This window comes from Sodalis sp. dw_96 (assembly GCF_018449575.1).
GTDB lineage: Bacteria > Pseudomonadota > Gammaproteobacteria > Enterobacterales > Enterobacteriaceae > Acerihabitans.
On the sequence record NZ_JAAVUT010000017.1, the window covers coordinates 88140 to 103232 of the forward strand.

General features: G+C 52.8%; 11 protein-coding genes. 6 read left to right on the forward strand and 5 right to left on the reverse strand.

The features are described from left to right. Positions 1-3 precede the first annotated feature (3 nt). A complete protein-coding gene (rep, locus tag HB631_RS20465) occupies positions 4-2034 on the reverse strand; it encodes a DNA helicase Rep (RefSeq protein ID WP_213993027.1) in 2031 nt (676 codons plus the stop codon). A 1252-nt stretch (positions 2035-3286) separates the two neighbouring features. Here rep and HB631_RS20470 point away from each other — a divergent pair. From HB631_RS20470 to HB631_RS20485, 4 genes are all read left to right on the forward strand, one after another. After that, positions 3287-3646 (forward strand): hypothetical protein, encoded by a 360-nt coding sequence (locus HB631_RS20470; RefSeq protein WP_213993028.1) that lies wholly within the window; start codon positions 3287-3289, stop codon positions 3644-3646. 568 nt (positions 3647-4214) lie between these two features. After that, positions 4215-4517: a helix-turn-helix transcriptional regulator gene (locus HB631_RS20475; protein ID WP_213993029.1), complete on the forward strand. Its 303-nt coding sequence runs from the start codon at positions 4215-4217 to the stop codon at positions 4515-4517. Beyond that, entirely contained in the window at positions 4514-5734 is a 1221-nt protein-coding gene (locus HB631_RS20480) for a type II toxin-antitoxin system HipA family toxin (RefSeq protein WP_213993030.1), read from the forward strand. Before HB631_RS20475 ends, HB631_RS20480 begins: the two co-directional genes overlap by 4 nt. 532 nt (positions 5735-6266) lie before the next feature. Next, positions 6267-6905, forward strand: a complete 639-nt coding sequence (locus tag HB631_RS20485; RefSeq protein WP_213993031.1) for a nitroreductase family protein — start codon at positions 6267-6269, stop codon at positions 6903-6905. Between the two features lie 205 nt (positions 6906-7110). Here the strand turns inward: HB631_RS20485 and ilvC are convergent, their stop codons facing one another. After that, positions 7111-8589: a ketol-acid reductoisomerase gene (gene ilvC, locus HB631_RS20490; protein ID WP_213993032.1), complete on the reverse strand. Its 1479-nt coding sequence runs from the start codon at positions 8587-8589 to the stop codon at positions 7111-7113. A 223-nt stretch (positions 8590-8812) separates the two neighbouring features. On the opposite strand from ilvC, the gene ilvY reads away from it, so the two are divergent. Together ilvY and HB631_RS20500 are read left to right on the forward strand one after the other, a co-directional pair. Then, entirely contained in the window at positions 8813-9709 is an 897-nt protein-coding gene (ilvY, locus tag HB631_RS20495) for an HTH-type transcriptional activator IlvY (protein ID WP_213993033.1), read from the forward strand. A gap of 63 nt (positions 9710-9772) precedes the next feature. Further along, entirely contained in the window at positions 9773-10510 is a 738-nt protein-coding gene (locus HB631_RS20500) for a leucine-rich repeat domain-containing protein (protein ID WP_213993034.1), read from the forward strand. A 48-nt stretch (positions 10511-10558) separates the two neighbouring features. Here the strand turns inward: HB631_RS20500 and ilvA are convergent, their stop codons facing one another. From ilvA to HB631_RS20515, 3 genes are all read right to left on the reverse strand, one after another. After that, a complete protein-coding gene (ilvA, locus tag HB631_RS20505) occupies positions 10559-12118 on the reverse strand; it encodes a threonine ammonia-lyase, biosynthetic (protein ID WP_213993035.1) in 1560 nt (519 codons plus the stop codon). A 4-nt stretch (positions 12119-12122) separates the two neighbouring features. Further along, positions 12123-13973, reverse strand: a complete 1851-nt coding sequence (gene ilvD, locus HB631_RS20510; protein ID WP_213993036.1) for a dihydroxy-acid dehydratase — start codon at positions 13971-13973, stop codon at positions 12123-12125. 188 nt (positions 13974-14161) lie between these two features. Further along, positions 14162-15091, reverse strand: coding sequence for a branched-chain amino acid transaminase (locus HB631_RS20515; protein WP_213993037.1), 930 nt, complete (start codon positions 15089-15091; stop codon positions 14162-14164). Positions 15092-15093: the final 2 nt, after the last annotated feature.

The window sequence follows — 15093 nt, forward strand, 5'->3', positions numbered from 1 at the left end:
GGGCTATTGAGGGCTTTGCCCTTTGGCTTTGGCCAGCTGCGCCCTGATATTGGCCAAATGACTTTGCCCTTTGACCATGCGGTCTTCCGGGCTGACAATTTTCCGGCTGCTTTCCCAGGCCAGATCGTCCTGGGGCAATTCCAATAAAAACCGGCTGGGTTCGGGCTTAATGGTTTCACCGTACTGGCGCCGCTCGCGGCACAGGGTGAAAGTCAGCTCCTTCTGCGCCCGGGTGATGCCGACGTAGGCCAGCCGGCGCTCCTCTTCGATATTGTTCTCGTCGATGCTGCTTTGGTGCGGCAGAAGGCCCTCTTCCATGCCAACCAGAAAGACGTAGGGGAACTCCAGCCCTTTCGAGGCGTGCAGGGTCATCAATTGCACCTGATCAAGCTCTTCGTCGTTGTCCCCCCGTTCCATCATTTCCCGCAGGGTAAAGCGGGTCACCACCTGATCCAGCGTCATAGGCTCGTTTAAATCCGACCCTTCCAGCATATCGGTCATCCAGGCAAACAATTGATCGACATTTTTCATCCGCATCTCGGCGGCTTTCGGGCTGGGAGAGGTCTCATACAGCCAGCTTTCATATTCTATGCCGCGGATGAGATCCCTCACCGCCGGCACCGGCCCGCTTTCCGCCTGCCGGGCGATATGGGCCATCCAGCCGGTGAACTGTTGCAGTGACTCCAGACCACGACCGGTGAGGGTCTGGCTTAGCCCAACATCAAAACTCGCTGAGTACAGGCTTTTCTGTCGGGTGGCCGCCCACTCTCCCAGCTTTTGCAGCGTCGCCGAACCGATTTCACGGCGCGGCGTATTCACCACCCGCAAAAAGGCGCTGTCATCGTCAGGGTTAGTGAGTACTCGCAAATAAGACAGCAGGTCCTTGATTTCCGGTCGGGCAAAAAACGATGTACCGCCGGAAATACGATAGGGAATGCGGTTTTGCATCAGCATTTTTTCAAACAGCCGGGACTGGTGGTTACCGCGATACAGAATGGCATAATCGCCGTAGCGGGTTTTATGGATAAAGTGATGGGCTATCAGTTCACCCACCACCCGTTCCGCCTCGTGATCTTCGTTATTGGCGGTGACGACTTTAAGCGCCTCGCCATAACCCAGGCTGGAAAACAGGCGTTTTTCATAAAGATGGGGGTTATTGGCAATCAGGATATTGGCTGCTTTAAGGATGCGCTCGGTGGAACGGTAATTTTGCTCCAGCTTGATCACCTGCAACGCCGGAAAATCCTGCTGCAACAGCGCCAGATTTTGCGGCCGGGCGCCGCGCCAGGAGTAGATAGACTGGTCATCATCCCCCACCACGGTAAAGCGGGCGCGGCTGCCCACCAGCATCTTCACCAGTTCATACTGGCTGGTATTGGTATCCTGGTATTCATCCACCAGCAGATAGCGCAGCCGGTTCTGCCAGCGTTCACGGGCCTCGGCATCCCGTTGCAACAACAGCGTGGGCCTAAGGATCAAATCATCAAAATCCAGCACATTGCATGACCTGAGATGGGCGTCATACAGGCCGTAACAGTGGGCGAACAGCTTATCCCGTTCGGTACGGGCCAAGCCGTCGGCCTGCTCCGGGCCCAGCAGATCGTTTTTCCAGTTGCCGATGGCCGACGCCAGTTGCTTTAACAGATCTTTATCGCCCTCCAGCCACTGCTCGGTCAGGTCTTTCAGCAGCGCCTGCTGGTCGTACTCATCAAATAGGGAGAATTTCGCCTTCATCCCCAGCGCTTTATATTCTTTTTTGATGATCTCCAAGCCCAGTGTATGGAAGGTGGCGATGGTCAACCCTCGCGCTTCCTGCCGTCCCAAGGTTTGCGCCACGCGCTCTTTCATTTCCCGCGCGGCTTTATTGGTAAAGGTCACCGCGGCGATATGGCGCGCCTGATAACCGCACTGGCGTATCAGATGGGCGATTTTATTGGTGATGACCCGCGTCTTGCCCGATCCGGCGCCCGCCAGCACCAGGCACGGCCCGGTAACAAATTCAACGGCATGTTGCTGACTGGGATTCAAACGCATGATGCTTCCCGGATTCAAGGGGCTGAAAGAGTCGGAGGAAGATTGTAGCAGAAAGCGCGGGGGAGATTGAGGGCTTAACGAAGATGATGCCACAGAGGATCTTCACAAAATCATGGTCGGCGAACACCTAAGTCCATCACGAAGTAAATGCTGATATAACAAATACCATGAAACATCGATATAATGCCTCATGGTATATTAGGCTAAATTGAAGCTACTGCATTCAACATATGTCATGAAATAGTAACTATTTGTTGTTTACCCAGCTTGGACCGAATTGTGGTTTAATCATAAACTTTCTCCCTTCGTTGATAATTATTACATTTTTCTTGATAACAACATTTATCCCGTCTTTCTATTCTTAATATAATAGAGGCATGATAAAGCAGAAATTATTGTACTTGTTATGATGATAATTATCATAATTCTTAATGGTATAAAAAATTCTTGTGTGGCAGAATTATAATTCTCAATAAATATATCAGATATGAAAATTAAAAAAATGATGCAAAAAAAGTTAACATAATTGATAATAATATTTTGTTCAGTTATTTTACTAACATACAATGTCGTCAATGATATGGAAGTTACTAAAAAACTATATTCATTATAATAGCCTTTTTTAATCGAGGCATAGTGAATATATCAATTCAATCTTTTACTGTCAATCAACGCTCGGGGATTTTTTATTGAAAATATTTGAGATAAAGCAAATAATTTTTATGTAAAATGAATAAAGAGACATTTATCTTGCTATATCCCTAGGCGCGAGCTGATGAACTATTTTATAAAAGCCATATGTTTATGGGCAGTAGGGAAGGGAATACTGCATAGAGCTGGACTTCCAACCATGGTTATTTAAAATCCTTGTCAGAACAGTTGTAAAGCTCCTTCTGGATTGATTAAATCACGCGCCACCCACAATCTAATCAGAGCCCCGGTACAGACCTTATAAAGGCTTCTCCCGGGGTTTCGCTTTCAGGGGTTGCGACGGATTATATCCTGTCTGTTTTTCGCTCTCCAAAAATTTCGCCGGAATTGGATAACCATTTTATTAATAGATCTGTGACAAGGCCGCCAGAAGGATTCAGAAAAAGTTATACACCATAATTATCTGTTGTTGACTACTTGAGAAAGAATCGCTCCGCTCACCCCTCCCCATGCGCCCGCGCATACGCCTCCAATTCCTGCCCCTACCAGCCCTGAGACCCCGGAAATATTCTTCGAGAGGTAAAGGCCTGCCTTCCCACCAATGAACATGCCGGTAGCCGACCCTAGCGTTGTGCATGCGATTAACGAAGCCAGGCGCGCCTCCGGCGAAGCAATCAACCACGCCTCCAATACCGTCATTCCAAGCGTGGCCGTACCGGCTGCCAGCATAGCGGCGACGGCCGTCAGGCTTACGTTATCGTCATACTGTTTATATTTAATGGATGTTTTTGGGCAGTTCCTGGCATTATTTAATGCCGTGGATAATTTTGATGTAGAATTATTATTGAGTGAACTAATTTCCGTAGTAGATTCGGTGCACGATAATGTTGATTCAGTGCCTGTGACCTTCATTAGATTACCTCTGAATGATATTTATTTAAGCTTAGGAAAATTATCGTAATCTGTAAAATCAGATAATAGAGCTTCGCCGGGATTTCGTTTTATCGTCAAATCTGTCCTGGCAATATTAGGAACTGTTAAGGAACCATTTAGTACCAGGGTGGCACTCTACAACCTCATTCTTTTGCTGTAAGCCATGGATGGGCAAGTGAGATCGGTCGGGCTGTCGAGTCCGACCTTTTTTTTTGGTCCATGGGCTTCATTACAATTATTTGACAAGATACGGCGAAATATACCTGCTGATCGCCTATCCCAAAAATGAAAAAGATAGCCTGACGAACAGCGAAAAGCCCAATGTAATCCGTTGCTGAACTGAACGTGATTGAAAGTGAAGGGTGAGCGAAATTCACGACATAAAAAAAGACGCGAGTGCGTCATATGCCGCCACTAAGGTTACGTATTCGGGAGACCAATCCCGACGCCTGATATTCAGGCGCGAAGGTGCGATACAAAGGAGGGTCACGAACGGCAAGAATTTTCGTTATGAGTCTTCCTCTCTTCAAGTGACGTCGCAAAATAGTATGCTATATTGTTCTTTATAATACTTAATGCGTCATAGAGTATACAAAATGAGAGTATTCCGCGTCGAGCAGGCCCTGAAGAAACTGGGCCGCGATATACAGGATGCGCGTAAACGCCGGCGCATAAGCACCTCGCTGATGGCGGAGCGTATCGGTATCACCCGCGCCACGCTCAGCAGGCTGGAGGCCGGCGATCCGAAAGTGTCCATGGGAAGTTATGCCATAGCATTGTATGTGCTGGGTAAACTGGATGAACTGGAAAAAATCATCGACAGGACGCGTGATCCCCTTGGGCTGGATTTGATGGATGAACAGTTACCCGTTCGCATTCGTACCGGGAGACAAGGATGAAGTCTATTAACGTCGTCATTCACTGGCAGGGCAACGAGCGCATGGTGGGCCAACTGGACGTGTACGCATCCAGAGGAACGGAACGTTTTCAGTTCGCTTATACAGCGGACTGGGCTAGGGACGGATTTGCCATTGATCCGGCATTGGAGCTCATTCCCCGGATCCCGTATATCGATAATAAACTGTGGGGGGCATTCCAGGATATTTCCCCGGACAGATGGGGTCGGTTGGTCCAGACCAGGGTGCAAAACCGCCATCTTTCCGAAAGCGATTTTCTCCTTGGCGTCAGCGATCATATGAGAATGGGGGCGTTGCGCCTCAGCGATATCAATCTGCCAGACGTTTTTCTAGCGGATAACCATGATGTGCCGAAACTGATGAATTTACGGGAACTGGAAGCTGCCGTTCACCGCTTTGAAGCCGGTCAGGAAAGTCCAGCCGATCTGGCAATGATCGCGCAACCCGGGTCATCTCTTGGGGGTGCACACCCCAAAGCCTCGGTGGAAGACGAAAATAAGCTGTGGCTGGCGAAGTTTCAGAGTAATACCGACACAGAACGGGTATCACTTTGGGAAGCCACCATGCTGGGTCTCGCAAAAAATGCCGGTATTCGAACGGCCCATTACCGGGTTCTGAATGGCGGCGGCGACAGACCTGTGCTCCTGGTAGAGCGGTTTGATCGAGCGGACGGTAAGCGTATCCCCTTTATTTCTGCCATGACGTTACTGGAGCGTAACGAAAACAGTAAAGAAGGCGCCAGTTATATTGATATTGCCGATGCCCTCACCCATTATTCACCACAGCCCGCAGCAGACAAGCTGGAACTGTTCAGCCGCATGATTTTTAACGCGATGACCGGCAATATCGACGATCACTTGCGTAATCATGGCTTTTTACGCGAGCCGCGGGGTTGGCGGCTCGCCCCCGCTTACGATATCAACCCGACGACGGAACATTATGCCCGCCGGAATCATAACCTGTCATTTGATAGCGACCGTTCCAGGCCTTCCCTTGATACCTGTTTGGAGCTGGCGGAATTCTTCGGTGCGGGAAAGGCTGAAATCAATACAGCGTTGGCCAAGATTGCTTGCGCACTATCAGACTGGCGCAGCGTAGCGAAACGCAATGGTCTCAGTGGCGAAGAGATTAAACAAATGGAGCGGTCATTTGAGCATGATGACACTGAGAAATTATTGCGCTATTTACCTTTGCAGTGATACGACCGAACGTCCCAGACGCTTTTGAATGCAGCCCTTTTAGCCAATCTCAGTGGATTAACGTACTGTTCAAAGGGCCAGCGCGATATCTGTAATCTTGAACCGTCCTGGAAACAGTTTTTTAGTTACGGCGTCAAAAATTGTATTATATGTTATTCTTTATAGCAGGTACTGCATCATAAGTTATACATTAAAAAATTCTCCTTCCTAAGTTCCTAAGTTCTGAATATTCGAATTGCCATTATCGGTAACACGTTAAGGATGCTCATGTTATAGAATTTATAATCGCCTGCAATTCGGCATCTCAATACAGCCAGGTACCATGGCGTATCCCTGATCATGCCGAAGTCACCCAAGGAAACGCTTGAACCCAATCGCCTTGTGTTTAAAGGGATCACCAGTTAGTGGTCACCTGCTAGGCCATCTATGCAGTGGGTCGATGGGCTTTATCGCCCTGCGCAGAGCAAACAAAGCATTACTCAACGGCCGCAGACGCTGCCTGATTTCACATTCACACCTGACGAGAAACCTAATGACGACCTTAAATGAAAGATTGGCATGGCGCTATGCAACCAAGAAGTACGATGCGACGAAAACTGTCCCCGCGGAAAAGCTCGAACGAATCATCGAAGCTGTGCGACTGGCGCCTACCTCAAGCGGGCTTCAACCCTTTGAGCTGTTTGTCGTGAGCAATGCGGATGTTCGCGCAAAAATTCGGACCGTGGCGTGGGACCAGGCGCAAATTACCGACTGTTCGCACCTGCTGATATTTGCCGCATGGGACGACATCACTCCAGATCGCGTTAATATGATGTTCGACCTGACCAACGACGTCAGAGGTTTAAAAAACGAGGGTTGGGAAAATTATCGCCAGCAGTTATTGGGTATCGTTGCCGCTCGGGGAACGGAAGCTAACTATCAGGCCGCCGCTCGGCAAGCATATATCGGCCTGGGCGCTGCCTTGATTGCCGCGGCGTTCGAAGAGGTCGACGCGACGCCGATGGAAGGATTCGACCCGGAGGCGGTGGATGAAATCCTGGATTTGAAATCGAAGAACCTGCGTAGCGTGGTTATTCTGCCGCTGGGTTACCGGGCGACCGAAGGTGACTGGCTGGTGAACTTGAAAAAAGTCCGGCGCAGCCGCGATAGTTTTATCACGGAAATAAAATGAACCGGACATTCCTGAACTTTTGGGCATTGAGGTTCGTCGGCTGTCAGCTCGTATAGGCTTTCTCGCTGTGCAATACATGCCGGCGAACATGTATTTGTGCAAGACGATGACAATAGGACGTTACGCCTTATTGAAGTTTTTTTGACAGTCTAATTGTTTGAATGAAAACCAAACCGTCCGCGCCGGCAATGGCGCGGAACTAAACTTAGTTTGCTACCGCAATGCGCTTCATGTCTTTCATATAGCCGCGCAGGGTGGCTCCGATAACCTCAATGGGATGCTGACGGATAGCCTCGTTCACATCACGCAGCTGCGCGTTATCGACTTCAGCGGCGGCGGCCGGCTTGCCCAGATCCCCCGGCTGCAGGCTGGACATGAATTTCTCTTTCAGCAGCGGAATGGCGGCGTTGGCGAACAGGTAGTTACCGTATTCAGCAGTATCGGAAATCACCACGTTCATCTCATACAGGCGCTTGCGGGCAACGGTATTGGCAATCAGCGGCAGCTCGTGCAGGGATTCGTAATAGGCCGATTCGGCGATGATGCCAGAACGGGTCATGGTTTCGAAAGCCAGTTCGACGCCGGCTTTCGCCATGGCGATCATCAGCACGCCGTTATCGAAATATTCCTGTTCGCTGATTTTACCTTCATATACCGGGGCGTTTTCAAACGCCGTGGCGCCGGTTTCTTCGCGCCAGGTCAGCAATTTGATGTCGTCATTGGCCCAGTCGGCCATCATGCCGCTGGAGAACGCGCCGCTGATGATGTCGTCCATATGTTTTTCAAACAGCGGCTTCATCAAGGCTTTCAGCTGTTCGGACAATGCGAACGCGCGAAGTTTGGCGCTGTTGGACAGGCGATCCAGCATTAAAGTGATACCGCCCTGCTTCAGCGCTTCGGTGGTGGTTTCCCAGCCGAATTGCACCAGCTTGCCGGCATAGGCCGGATCGGCGCCTTCGGCCACCAGCTTGTCGTAACAGAGCAGTGAACCCACCTGCAACATGCCGCACAGAATGGTCTGTTCACCCATCAGATCCGATTTCACTTCGGCGACAAACGAGGACTCCAGCACCCCTGCGCGATGTCCGCCGGTGGCGGCGGCCCAGGCTTTGGCCAATGCCATGCCTTCACCCTGGGGGTCATTTTCCGGGTGGACCGCGATCAGGGTCGGCACGCCGAAGCCGCGTTTGTATTCTTCACGCACCTCGGTGCCCGGACATTTTGGCGCCACCATGATGACGGTAATATCTTTACGGATCTGTTCGCCCACTTCGACGATATTGAAGCCATGGGAATACCCCAGCGCCGCGCCTTTTTTCATCAGCGGCTGCACCGCTTTCACCACATAGGAGTGCTGTTTGTCCGGCGTCAGGTTCACGACCAGATCCGCCTGGGGAATCAGCTCTTCGTAGTTTCCGACCTTAAAACCGTTTTCCGTGGCTTTACGCCATGAGGGACGTTTCTCGTCAATGGCGGCCTGGCGCAGGGCATAGGAGATATCCAGACCGGAATCACGCATATTCAGGCCTTGGTTAAGGCCCTGCGCGCCGCAGCCGACGATCACCACTTTCTTGCCTTTCAGATAACCCGCTTCATCCGCAAATTCATCGCGGCCCATAAAGCGACATTTACCCAACTGCTCCAATTGCTGGCGCAGGTTTAAGCTGTTGAAATAATTGGCCATCTTGCTACTCCGTCTCTATGACATCTATAGGGTATGAATTCCCGGCAACGGCCCGCCAAATTCAATTGGTGTGTTCCAGCCGGTTTAAAGGATCGTGGGCCCGGCTGGGGCGTTGTGCGGGATCGATATGGTGCTTACTATAAAGCATGCATCACGTTGCTGAAATTGATATATTAACAATCTCATGTTGCAGATTGTGCAATAACAACGGAGCGACGCTGATATGGATCTCAGGGATCTGAAATTATTTCTTCATCTGGCGGAAAGTCGCCATTTTGGCCGCACCGCCAAAGCGACCCATGTCAGCCCTTCCACGCTGTCTCGGCAGATTCAACGGTTGGAGGAGGACGTAGGCCGCACCCTGTTTTTACGTGATAATCGTACTGTGCAGCTTACCGATGCCGGCGAGCAATTAAAAATCTTCGCCCAGCAGACGCTGCTGCAATATCAACAGTTATCACACCGCCTGGGCCAGCATGGTCCTTCGCTGAGCGGGGAATTACGCCTGTTTTGTTCGGTAACCGCGGCTTATAGCCATCTGCCACCGATCCTTGATCGTTTCCGCGCCGAGCATCCACTGGTGGAGATTAAACTCACCACCGGTGACCCCGCCGATGCGGTGGAAAAAGTTCAGTCCAACGATGTGGATTTGGGCATCGCCGGTCATCCGGAAATCCTGCCCGCCAGCATTGACTTCGCCCCCATCGGCCAGATCCCGATGATCCTTATCGCCCCGGCGCTGCCCTGCCCGGTGCGAACCCAGGTGCTGGCACAAACCCCCGATTGGTCCCAAACGCCGTTTATTCTACCGGAACACGGTCCGGCGCGCCGTCGCATCGATCACTGGTTTCGCAGCAACCATATCTCAAACCCGCAGATTTACGCCACCGTGGCCGGACATGAAGCCATTGTTTCCATGGTGGCGCTGGGTTGCGGTATCGCATTGATTCCATCGGTGGTGGTGGACAATAGCCCCGAGCCGGTGCGTAACCGTGTGCAGGTCATTGAACATGGCACGCCGGTGGCGCCGCTGGAGCTAGGTGTCTGCGTACAAATCAAAAGATTGCAGGAACCGCTTATCGATGCGTTCTGGCAATGCCTGGACCGGTCATTCATATAGATGGTTGAAGTCACGTTATAAATGTAAACGTATTATCTTCGACGTTTATAACGGAGACACTTAATGACAAATTTCTGCTCAAGCCTATCGACTAAAACAGTAACCATATCCTATTCCGACCCCGTGGATTTACGCTACTCCATATGGGAAATATGGCAAAACGAAGCGATACCGGGAATGGGAGAAAAAAGATCCATCGCAGTACAACTCATGATTGAATGCGAGCGTAATAATAGCAAGGAGCTAAACCTTAGCGGCCTTGGCTTGACCAGCCTCCCGTCTGTACTGCCCAAAGGACTCAGAGCATTAGATATACACAATAATCAACTCAGCGAAATAACGCCGGTTTTGGCGCCTACCCTTATCACACTTGATGCCAGTGAAAACCAGCTTACAATCCTTCCGAATATGGGGTTTCTATTAGAATTAACATCACTCAATGTTAGTCATAACCGTCTCCTTGTACTGTCTGGTGATTTACCCCCTGCACTGGAAATACTTTTCGTTAATAACAACCTATTGGAAGAAATACCTATTCTGCCTTTATTTCTCATTAAATTTGTTGCTCACAATAACAATTTGATCCATTTTCATGGTGAATTGCCACCTACTTTGCAATTATTGGACGTAAGAAATAATAGTAGACTGACCCGGCTTCCGACAGAAATGCAACGGTGGATAGTTGAATTTTTTGCCAGTGGCTCTCAACCTAAATATATATCTTGTGGATCACCTTTTGACTTGAAGAAGTTTGGTGCAGACGTCAACCTCTTAATATCTATTTTTGGTCAATCCCGCTGACTATTCGGGCCTGCCGCGCCGGCCCGAATAGTTAAGGTCAAACGAAGCTCAATCCCGCTCCCCCGGGCCTTGCAAAAAAAACCGGAACGCCGGGTTTTGGGTTTCGTCGTGACACTCGTAACCCAGCGCCGACAAGTGTTTGTCAAATTCCGGCTCCCGTTCGGACAGTTCAAATCCCGCCATGACCCGGCCGTAATCGGTACCGTGGCTGCGATAATGAAACAGGGAAATATTCCAATGGGTGCCCAGGGTTTGCAGGAATTTCAACAGCGCCCCCGGCGATTCGGGGAACTCGAAACTGTACAGGCGTTCGCGCAGGGGTTTGGACGGACGGCCCCCCACCATATAACGCACGTGCAGTTTAGCCATTTCGTCATCGGACAGATCGACCACCTGATAACCGTCGGCGGTGAGTTCGGCCAAGATCTCATCCCTTTCCGCATGACCGCGGGTCAGGCGAATACCGACAAAAATACAGGCATTGTCCGCATCAGCATAACGGTAGTTGAATTCGGTCACCGCCCGGCCGCCCAATAGCTGGCAAAACTTCAGAAAGCTGCCCTTCTGCTCCGGAATGGTGACCGCCATCAGGGCTTCCCGCTGTTCTCCCAGTTCGCAACGCTCCGAGACATACCGCAGCCCGTGAAAATTCACATTTGCGCCGGACAGGATATGGGCCAGTCGCTCACCCCGGATATTATGCTGCTGGATATACTTTTTCATACCCGCCAGCGCCAGCGCCCCCGCCGGTTCCGCGATGGCGCGGACATCTTCGAAAATATCTTTTACCGCGGCGCAAATAGCGTCACTGTCCACTGTCACCACATCGTCCAGGTATGCACGGCACAAACGAAAGGTTTCGTCACCGATACGCCGTACGGCCACCCCTTCGGCAAACCCGCCTACCCGAGGCAAATCCACCGGTTCGCCGGCATCCAGCGCCGCCTTGAGGCAGGCGGACTCCTCCGCCTCAACGCCGATGACCTGGATTTGCGGCATCAGGTGCTTGATCAGCACCGCGACGCCGGCGGCCAAACCGCCGCCTCCCACCGGCACGAAAATACGATCCAGATGGGCATCCTGTTGTAACAGCTCCATGGCCAGCGTGCCCTGCCCGGCGATCACCGCCGGATGGTCGAATGGCGGCACAAAGGTATAATTGAATTCCCGGGAGAGTTCGATGGCCTTGGCTTTGGCTTCGTCGAAATTGGCGCCGTAAAGCAAGGCCTCGCCGCCGAAGCTGCGCACCGCGTCTACTTTGATATCCGCCGTCGCCACCGGCATGACGATCAGGGATTTAATGCCCAATTTGGTGGCCGACAGCGCCACACCCTGGGCATGGTTGCCCGCCGAGGCGGTCACCACCCCGTGGGCTTTCTGCTCTTCGGACAGGCCGGATATCATGGCGTAAGCGCCGCGCAGCTTGAAGCTGTGCACCGATTGCCGGTCTTCGCGTTTTACCAACACGGTATTGTCGAGGCGCGCCGACAGCTTATCCATATGTTGCAATGGCGTGACCTGGGCCACTTCATACACCGGCGAACGCAGCGTGGCGCGAAGATATTCCGCGGCGCACGGCGCGGCGGGAAGCGGTTGTGAATCTGACATGGCCTTAGCCCCCCAGCTTGCTTTTATCGCGCACCGCGCCTTTATCGGCGCTGGTGGCGAGCAAGGCATAGGCACGCAGGGCAAACGAAACCTGACGCTCGCGGGCATGAGGGCTCCAGGCGGCGTCGCCGCGCGCCAGCTCGGTTTCGCGCCGTGCGGCCAGTTCGCTGTCCGCCACGTCCAGGGCGATACTGCGCTCATGGATATTGATGGCGATGATATCGCCGTCATTTACCAGGCCAATCAGCCCGCCGCTGGCGGCTTCAGGGGAAACATGGCCGATGGAGAGGCCGGAGGTGCCGCCGGAAAAACGGCCGTCGGTAATCAGCGCGCACTGCTTGCCCAGGCCCATGGATTTCAGGAAGGTGGTGGGATACAGCATTTCCTGCATACCCGGGCCGCCTTTAGGCCCTTCGTAACGAATGACCACCACATCCCCCGCCACCACTTTACCGCCGAGAATGGCCTCCGAAGCCTCTTCCTGACTCTCATAGACCTTCGCAGGCCCGCGGAATATCAAGCTGTTCTTGTCCACACCGGCGGTTTTCACGATGCAACCGTCTTCGGCAATATTGCCGTAAAGCACCGCCAGCCCGCCGTCCTGGCTGTAGGCGGATTCACGGGAACGGATACAGCCGTCCTTGCGATCGGTATCCAGGGACGGCCAGCGACAGTCCTGCGAGAACGCCTGGGTAGTGCGAATCCCGGCCGGACCGGCGGAGAACATGCTTTTCACCGCCGGATCGTCGGTGACCATCACGTCGTATTGCCGCAGGGTTTCCGGTAATGTCAGGCCAAGCACATTGCCCACCTCGCGGTTGAGCAGTCCGGCCCGGTCCAGCTCTCCCAGAATACCCAGCACGCCGCCGGCGCGGTGAACGTCTTCCATATGGTATTTCTGTGTGCTCGGCGCCACTTTGCACAGATGCGGTACTTTGCGGGACAGGCGATCGATATCCGCCATGGTGAAGTCCACTTCCCCTTCCTGTGCCGCCGCCAGCAAATGCAACACGGTATTGGTGGAACCGCCCATGGCGATATCCAGCGTCATGGCATTTTCAAATGCGGCCTTGCAAGCGATGCTGCGCGGCAATACGCTTTCATCGTCCTGGTCATAATAGCGTTTGGCCAGGCCGACAATCCGCGTGCCGGCATTGAGGAACAGCTGCTTGCGATCGGCATGGGTGGCCAGCAGAGAACCGTTGCCCGGCTGGGAGAGCCCAAGGGCTTCCGTCAGGCAGTTCATGGAGTTGGCGGTAAACATACCGGAACAGGAACCGCAGGTGGGGCAGGCGGAACGCTCAATCTGGTTGCTGTCTTCATCGGACACGTTCGGGTTGGCCCCCTGCATCATGGCGTCAATCAGATCCAGCTTGATGATTTTGTCGGATAACTTGGTTTTGCCGGCTTCCATCGGTCCGCCGGAGACAAAAATCGCGGGTATATTGAGACGCAGCGCCGCCATCAGCATCCCCGGGGTGATTTTATCGCAGTTGGAGATACACACCATGGCATCGGCGCAGTGGGCGTTGACCATGTATTCCACCGAATCGGCGATAAGCTCGCGGGAAGGCAGGGAGTACAGCATGCCGCCGTGGCCCATGGCGATGCCGTCATCCACGGCAATGGTATTGAATTCTTTCGCCACGCCGCCGGAAGCCTCGATTTGCTCGGCGACCAATTTACCCAAATCGCGCAGGTGTACATGACCCGGCACAAATTGGGTAAAGGAGTTCACCACCGCGATAATCGGCTTGCCGAAATCATCATCGGTCATTCCGGTGGCGCGCCATAAGGCACGGGCGCCGGCCATATTGCGGCCATGGGTTGTGGTCGCGGAACGTAACTTAGGCATGCTCAATACTCCAGTTAATCTTTTTTGTCAGGCGGCCGATACCCTTCATCTTTCACGTTGCAGCTGTGTTGGCTGCGCCCGCTCATCCCAGTCACTTAGTTATCTAAGCTCCTGGGGTTCACAAGCTTGCCGCCTTGCTGCAACGTGAAAGCTATTGGGTATACGCCGCCCACACTCATCGTCTGTTTTTAGCTATTGACCGGATCCAGCCAGCCCCATCTGTCTTCGGTTTTGCCGGTAAACAAGCCGAAGAACGCCTGTTGCAATTGTTTGGTCAACGGACCGCAGCGGCCGATGCCCACCTGAATACCGTCGACGCTGCGCACCGGGGTAATTTCGGCGGCGGTGCCGGACATAAAGACTTCATCGGCCAGGTAGAGGGATTCACGGGACAGCACCTGTTCGCGAACCTCGATGCCGAGCTGCTTAGCCAGTTTGATAATGGCGTCGCGGGTGATGCCGGGCAAGGCTGAGGAGGTAAAGGGCGGCGTAAACAGGATACCCTCTTTCACTTCAAACAGGTTTTCGCCGGCACCTTCGGAAACATAACCGTGCACGTCCAGCGCAATCCCTTCCTGGTAGCCATGGCGACGAGCCTCGCTGCCCACCAGCATTGATGAAAGATAGTTACCGCCGGCTTTGGCCGCCGTCGGTATGGTATTGGCCGCCACGCGATTCCAGGAAGAGACCATGGCGTCGATACCCTGATCCAATGCGTCCTCGCCCAGGTACGCTCCCCAGGGGAAGGCGGCGATTATAACATCCGTGGTGTAATCTGGCGGCGGGTTGACGCCCATGCCTACGTCGCCCACGAATATCAGCGGACGGATATAGGCGCTCGTCAGTTTGTTCTTAATCAGCACCGCGCGGGTTGCCGCCATCAATTCGTCCACGCTCTGGCTTACCGGCATGCGATAAATCTTGGCGGAATCGCGCAGGCGCTGCATATGTTCACGATGACGGAAAACCACCGGCCCTTTATGGGAATCATAGCAACGCACACCTTCGAAGACTGATGATCCATAATGCAGCGCATGGGACATCACATGGACCTTGGCATCCGCCCACGGAACCATTTCGCCATTGAACCAGATAAAATCAGCTTTCTTCGTCGTCATTT

Coding starts and splice junctions, on each gene's coding strand:
- rep (WP_213993027.1), bottom strand. CDS start 2,034: ATGCGTTTGAATCCCAGTCAGCAACATGCCGTTGAATTTGTTACCGGG.
- HB631_RS20470 (WP_213993028.1), top strand. CDS start 3,287: ATGAACATGCCGGTAGCCGACCCTAGCGTTGTGCATGCGATTAACGAA.
- HB631_RS20475 (WP_213993029.1), top strand. CDS start 4,215: ATGAGAGTATTCCGCGTCGAGCAGGCCCTGAAGAAACTGGGCCGCGAT.
- HB631_RS20480 (WP_213993030.1), top strand. CDS start 4,514: ATGAAGTCTATTAACGTCGTCATTCACTGGCAGGGCAACGAGCGCATG.
- HB631_RS20485 (WP_213993031.1), top strand. CDS start 6,267: ATGACGACCTTAAATGAAAGATTGGCATGGCGCTATGCAACCAAGAAG.
- ilvC (WP_213993032.1), bottom strand. CDS start 8,589: ATGGCCAATTATTTCAACAGCTTAAACCTGCGCCAGCAATTGGAGCAG.
- ilvY (WP_213993033.1), top strand. CDS start 8,813: ATGGATCTCAGGGATCTGAAATTATTTCTTCATCTGGCGGAAAGTCGC.
- HB631_RS20500 (WP_213993034.1), top strand. CDS start 9,773: ATGACAAATTTCTGCTCAAGCCTATCGACTAAAACAGTAACCATATCC.
- ilvA (WP_213993035.1), bottom strand. CDS start 12,118: ATGTCAGATTCACAACCGCTTCCCGCCGCGCCGTGCGCCGCGGAATAT.
- ilvD (WP_213993036.1), bottom strand. CDS start 13,973: ATGCCTAAGTTACGTTCCGCGACCACAACCCATGGCCGCAATATGGCC.
- HB631_RS20515 (WP_213993037.1), bottom strand. CDS start 15,091: ATGACGACGAAGAAAGCTGATTTTATCTGGTTCAATGGCGAAATGGTT.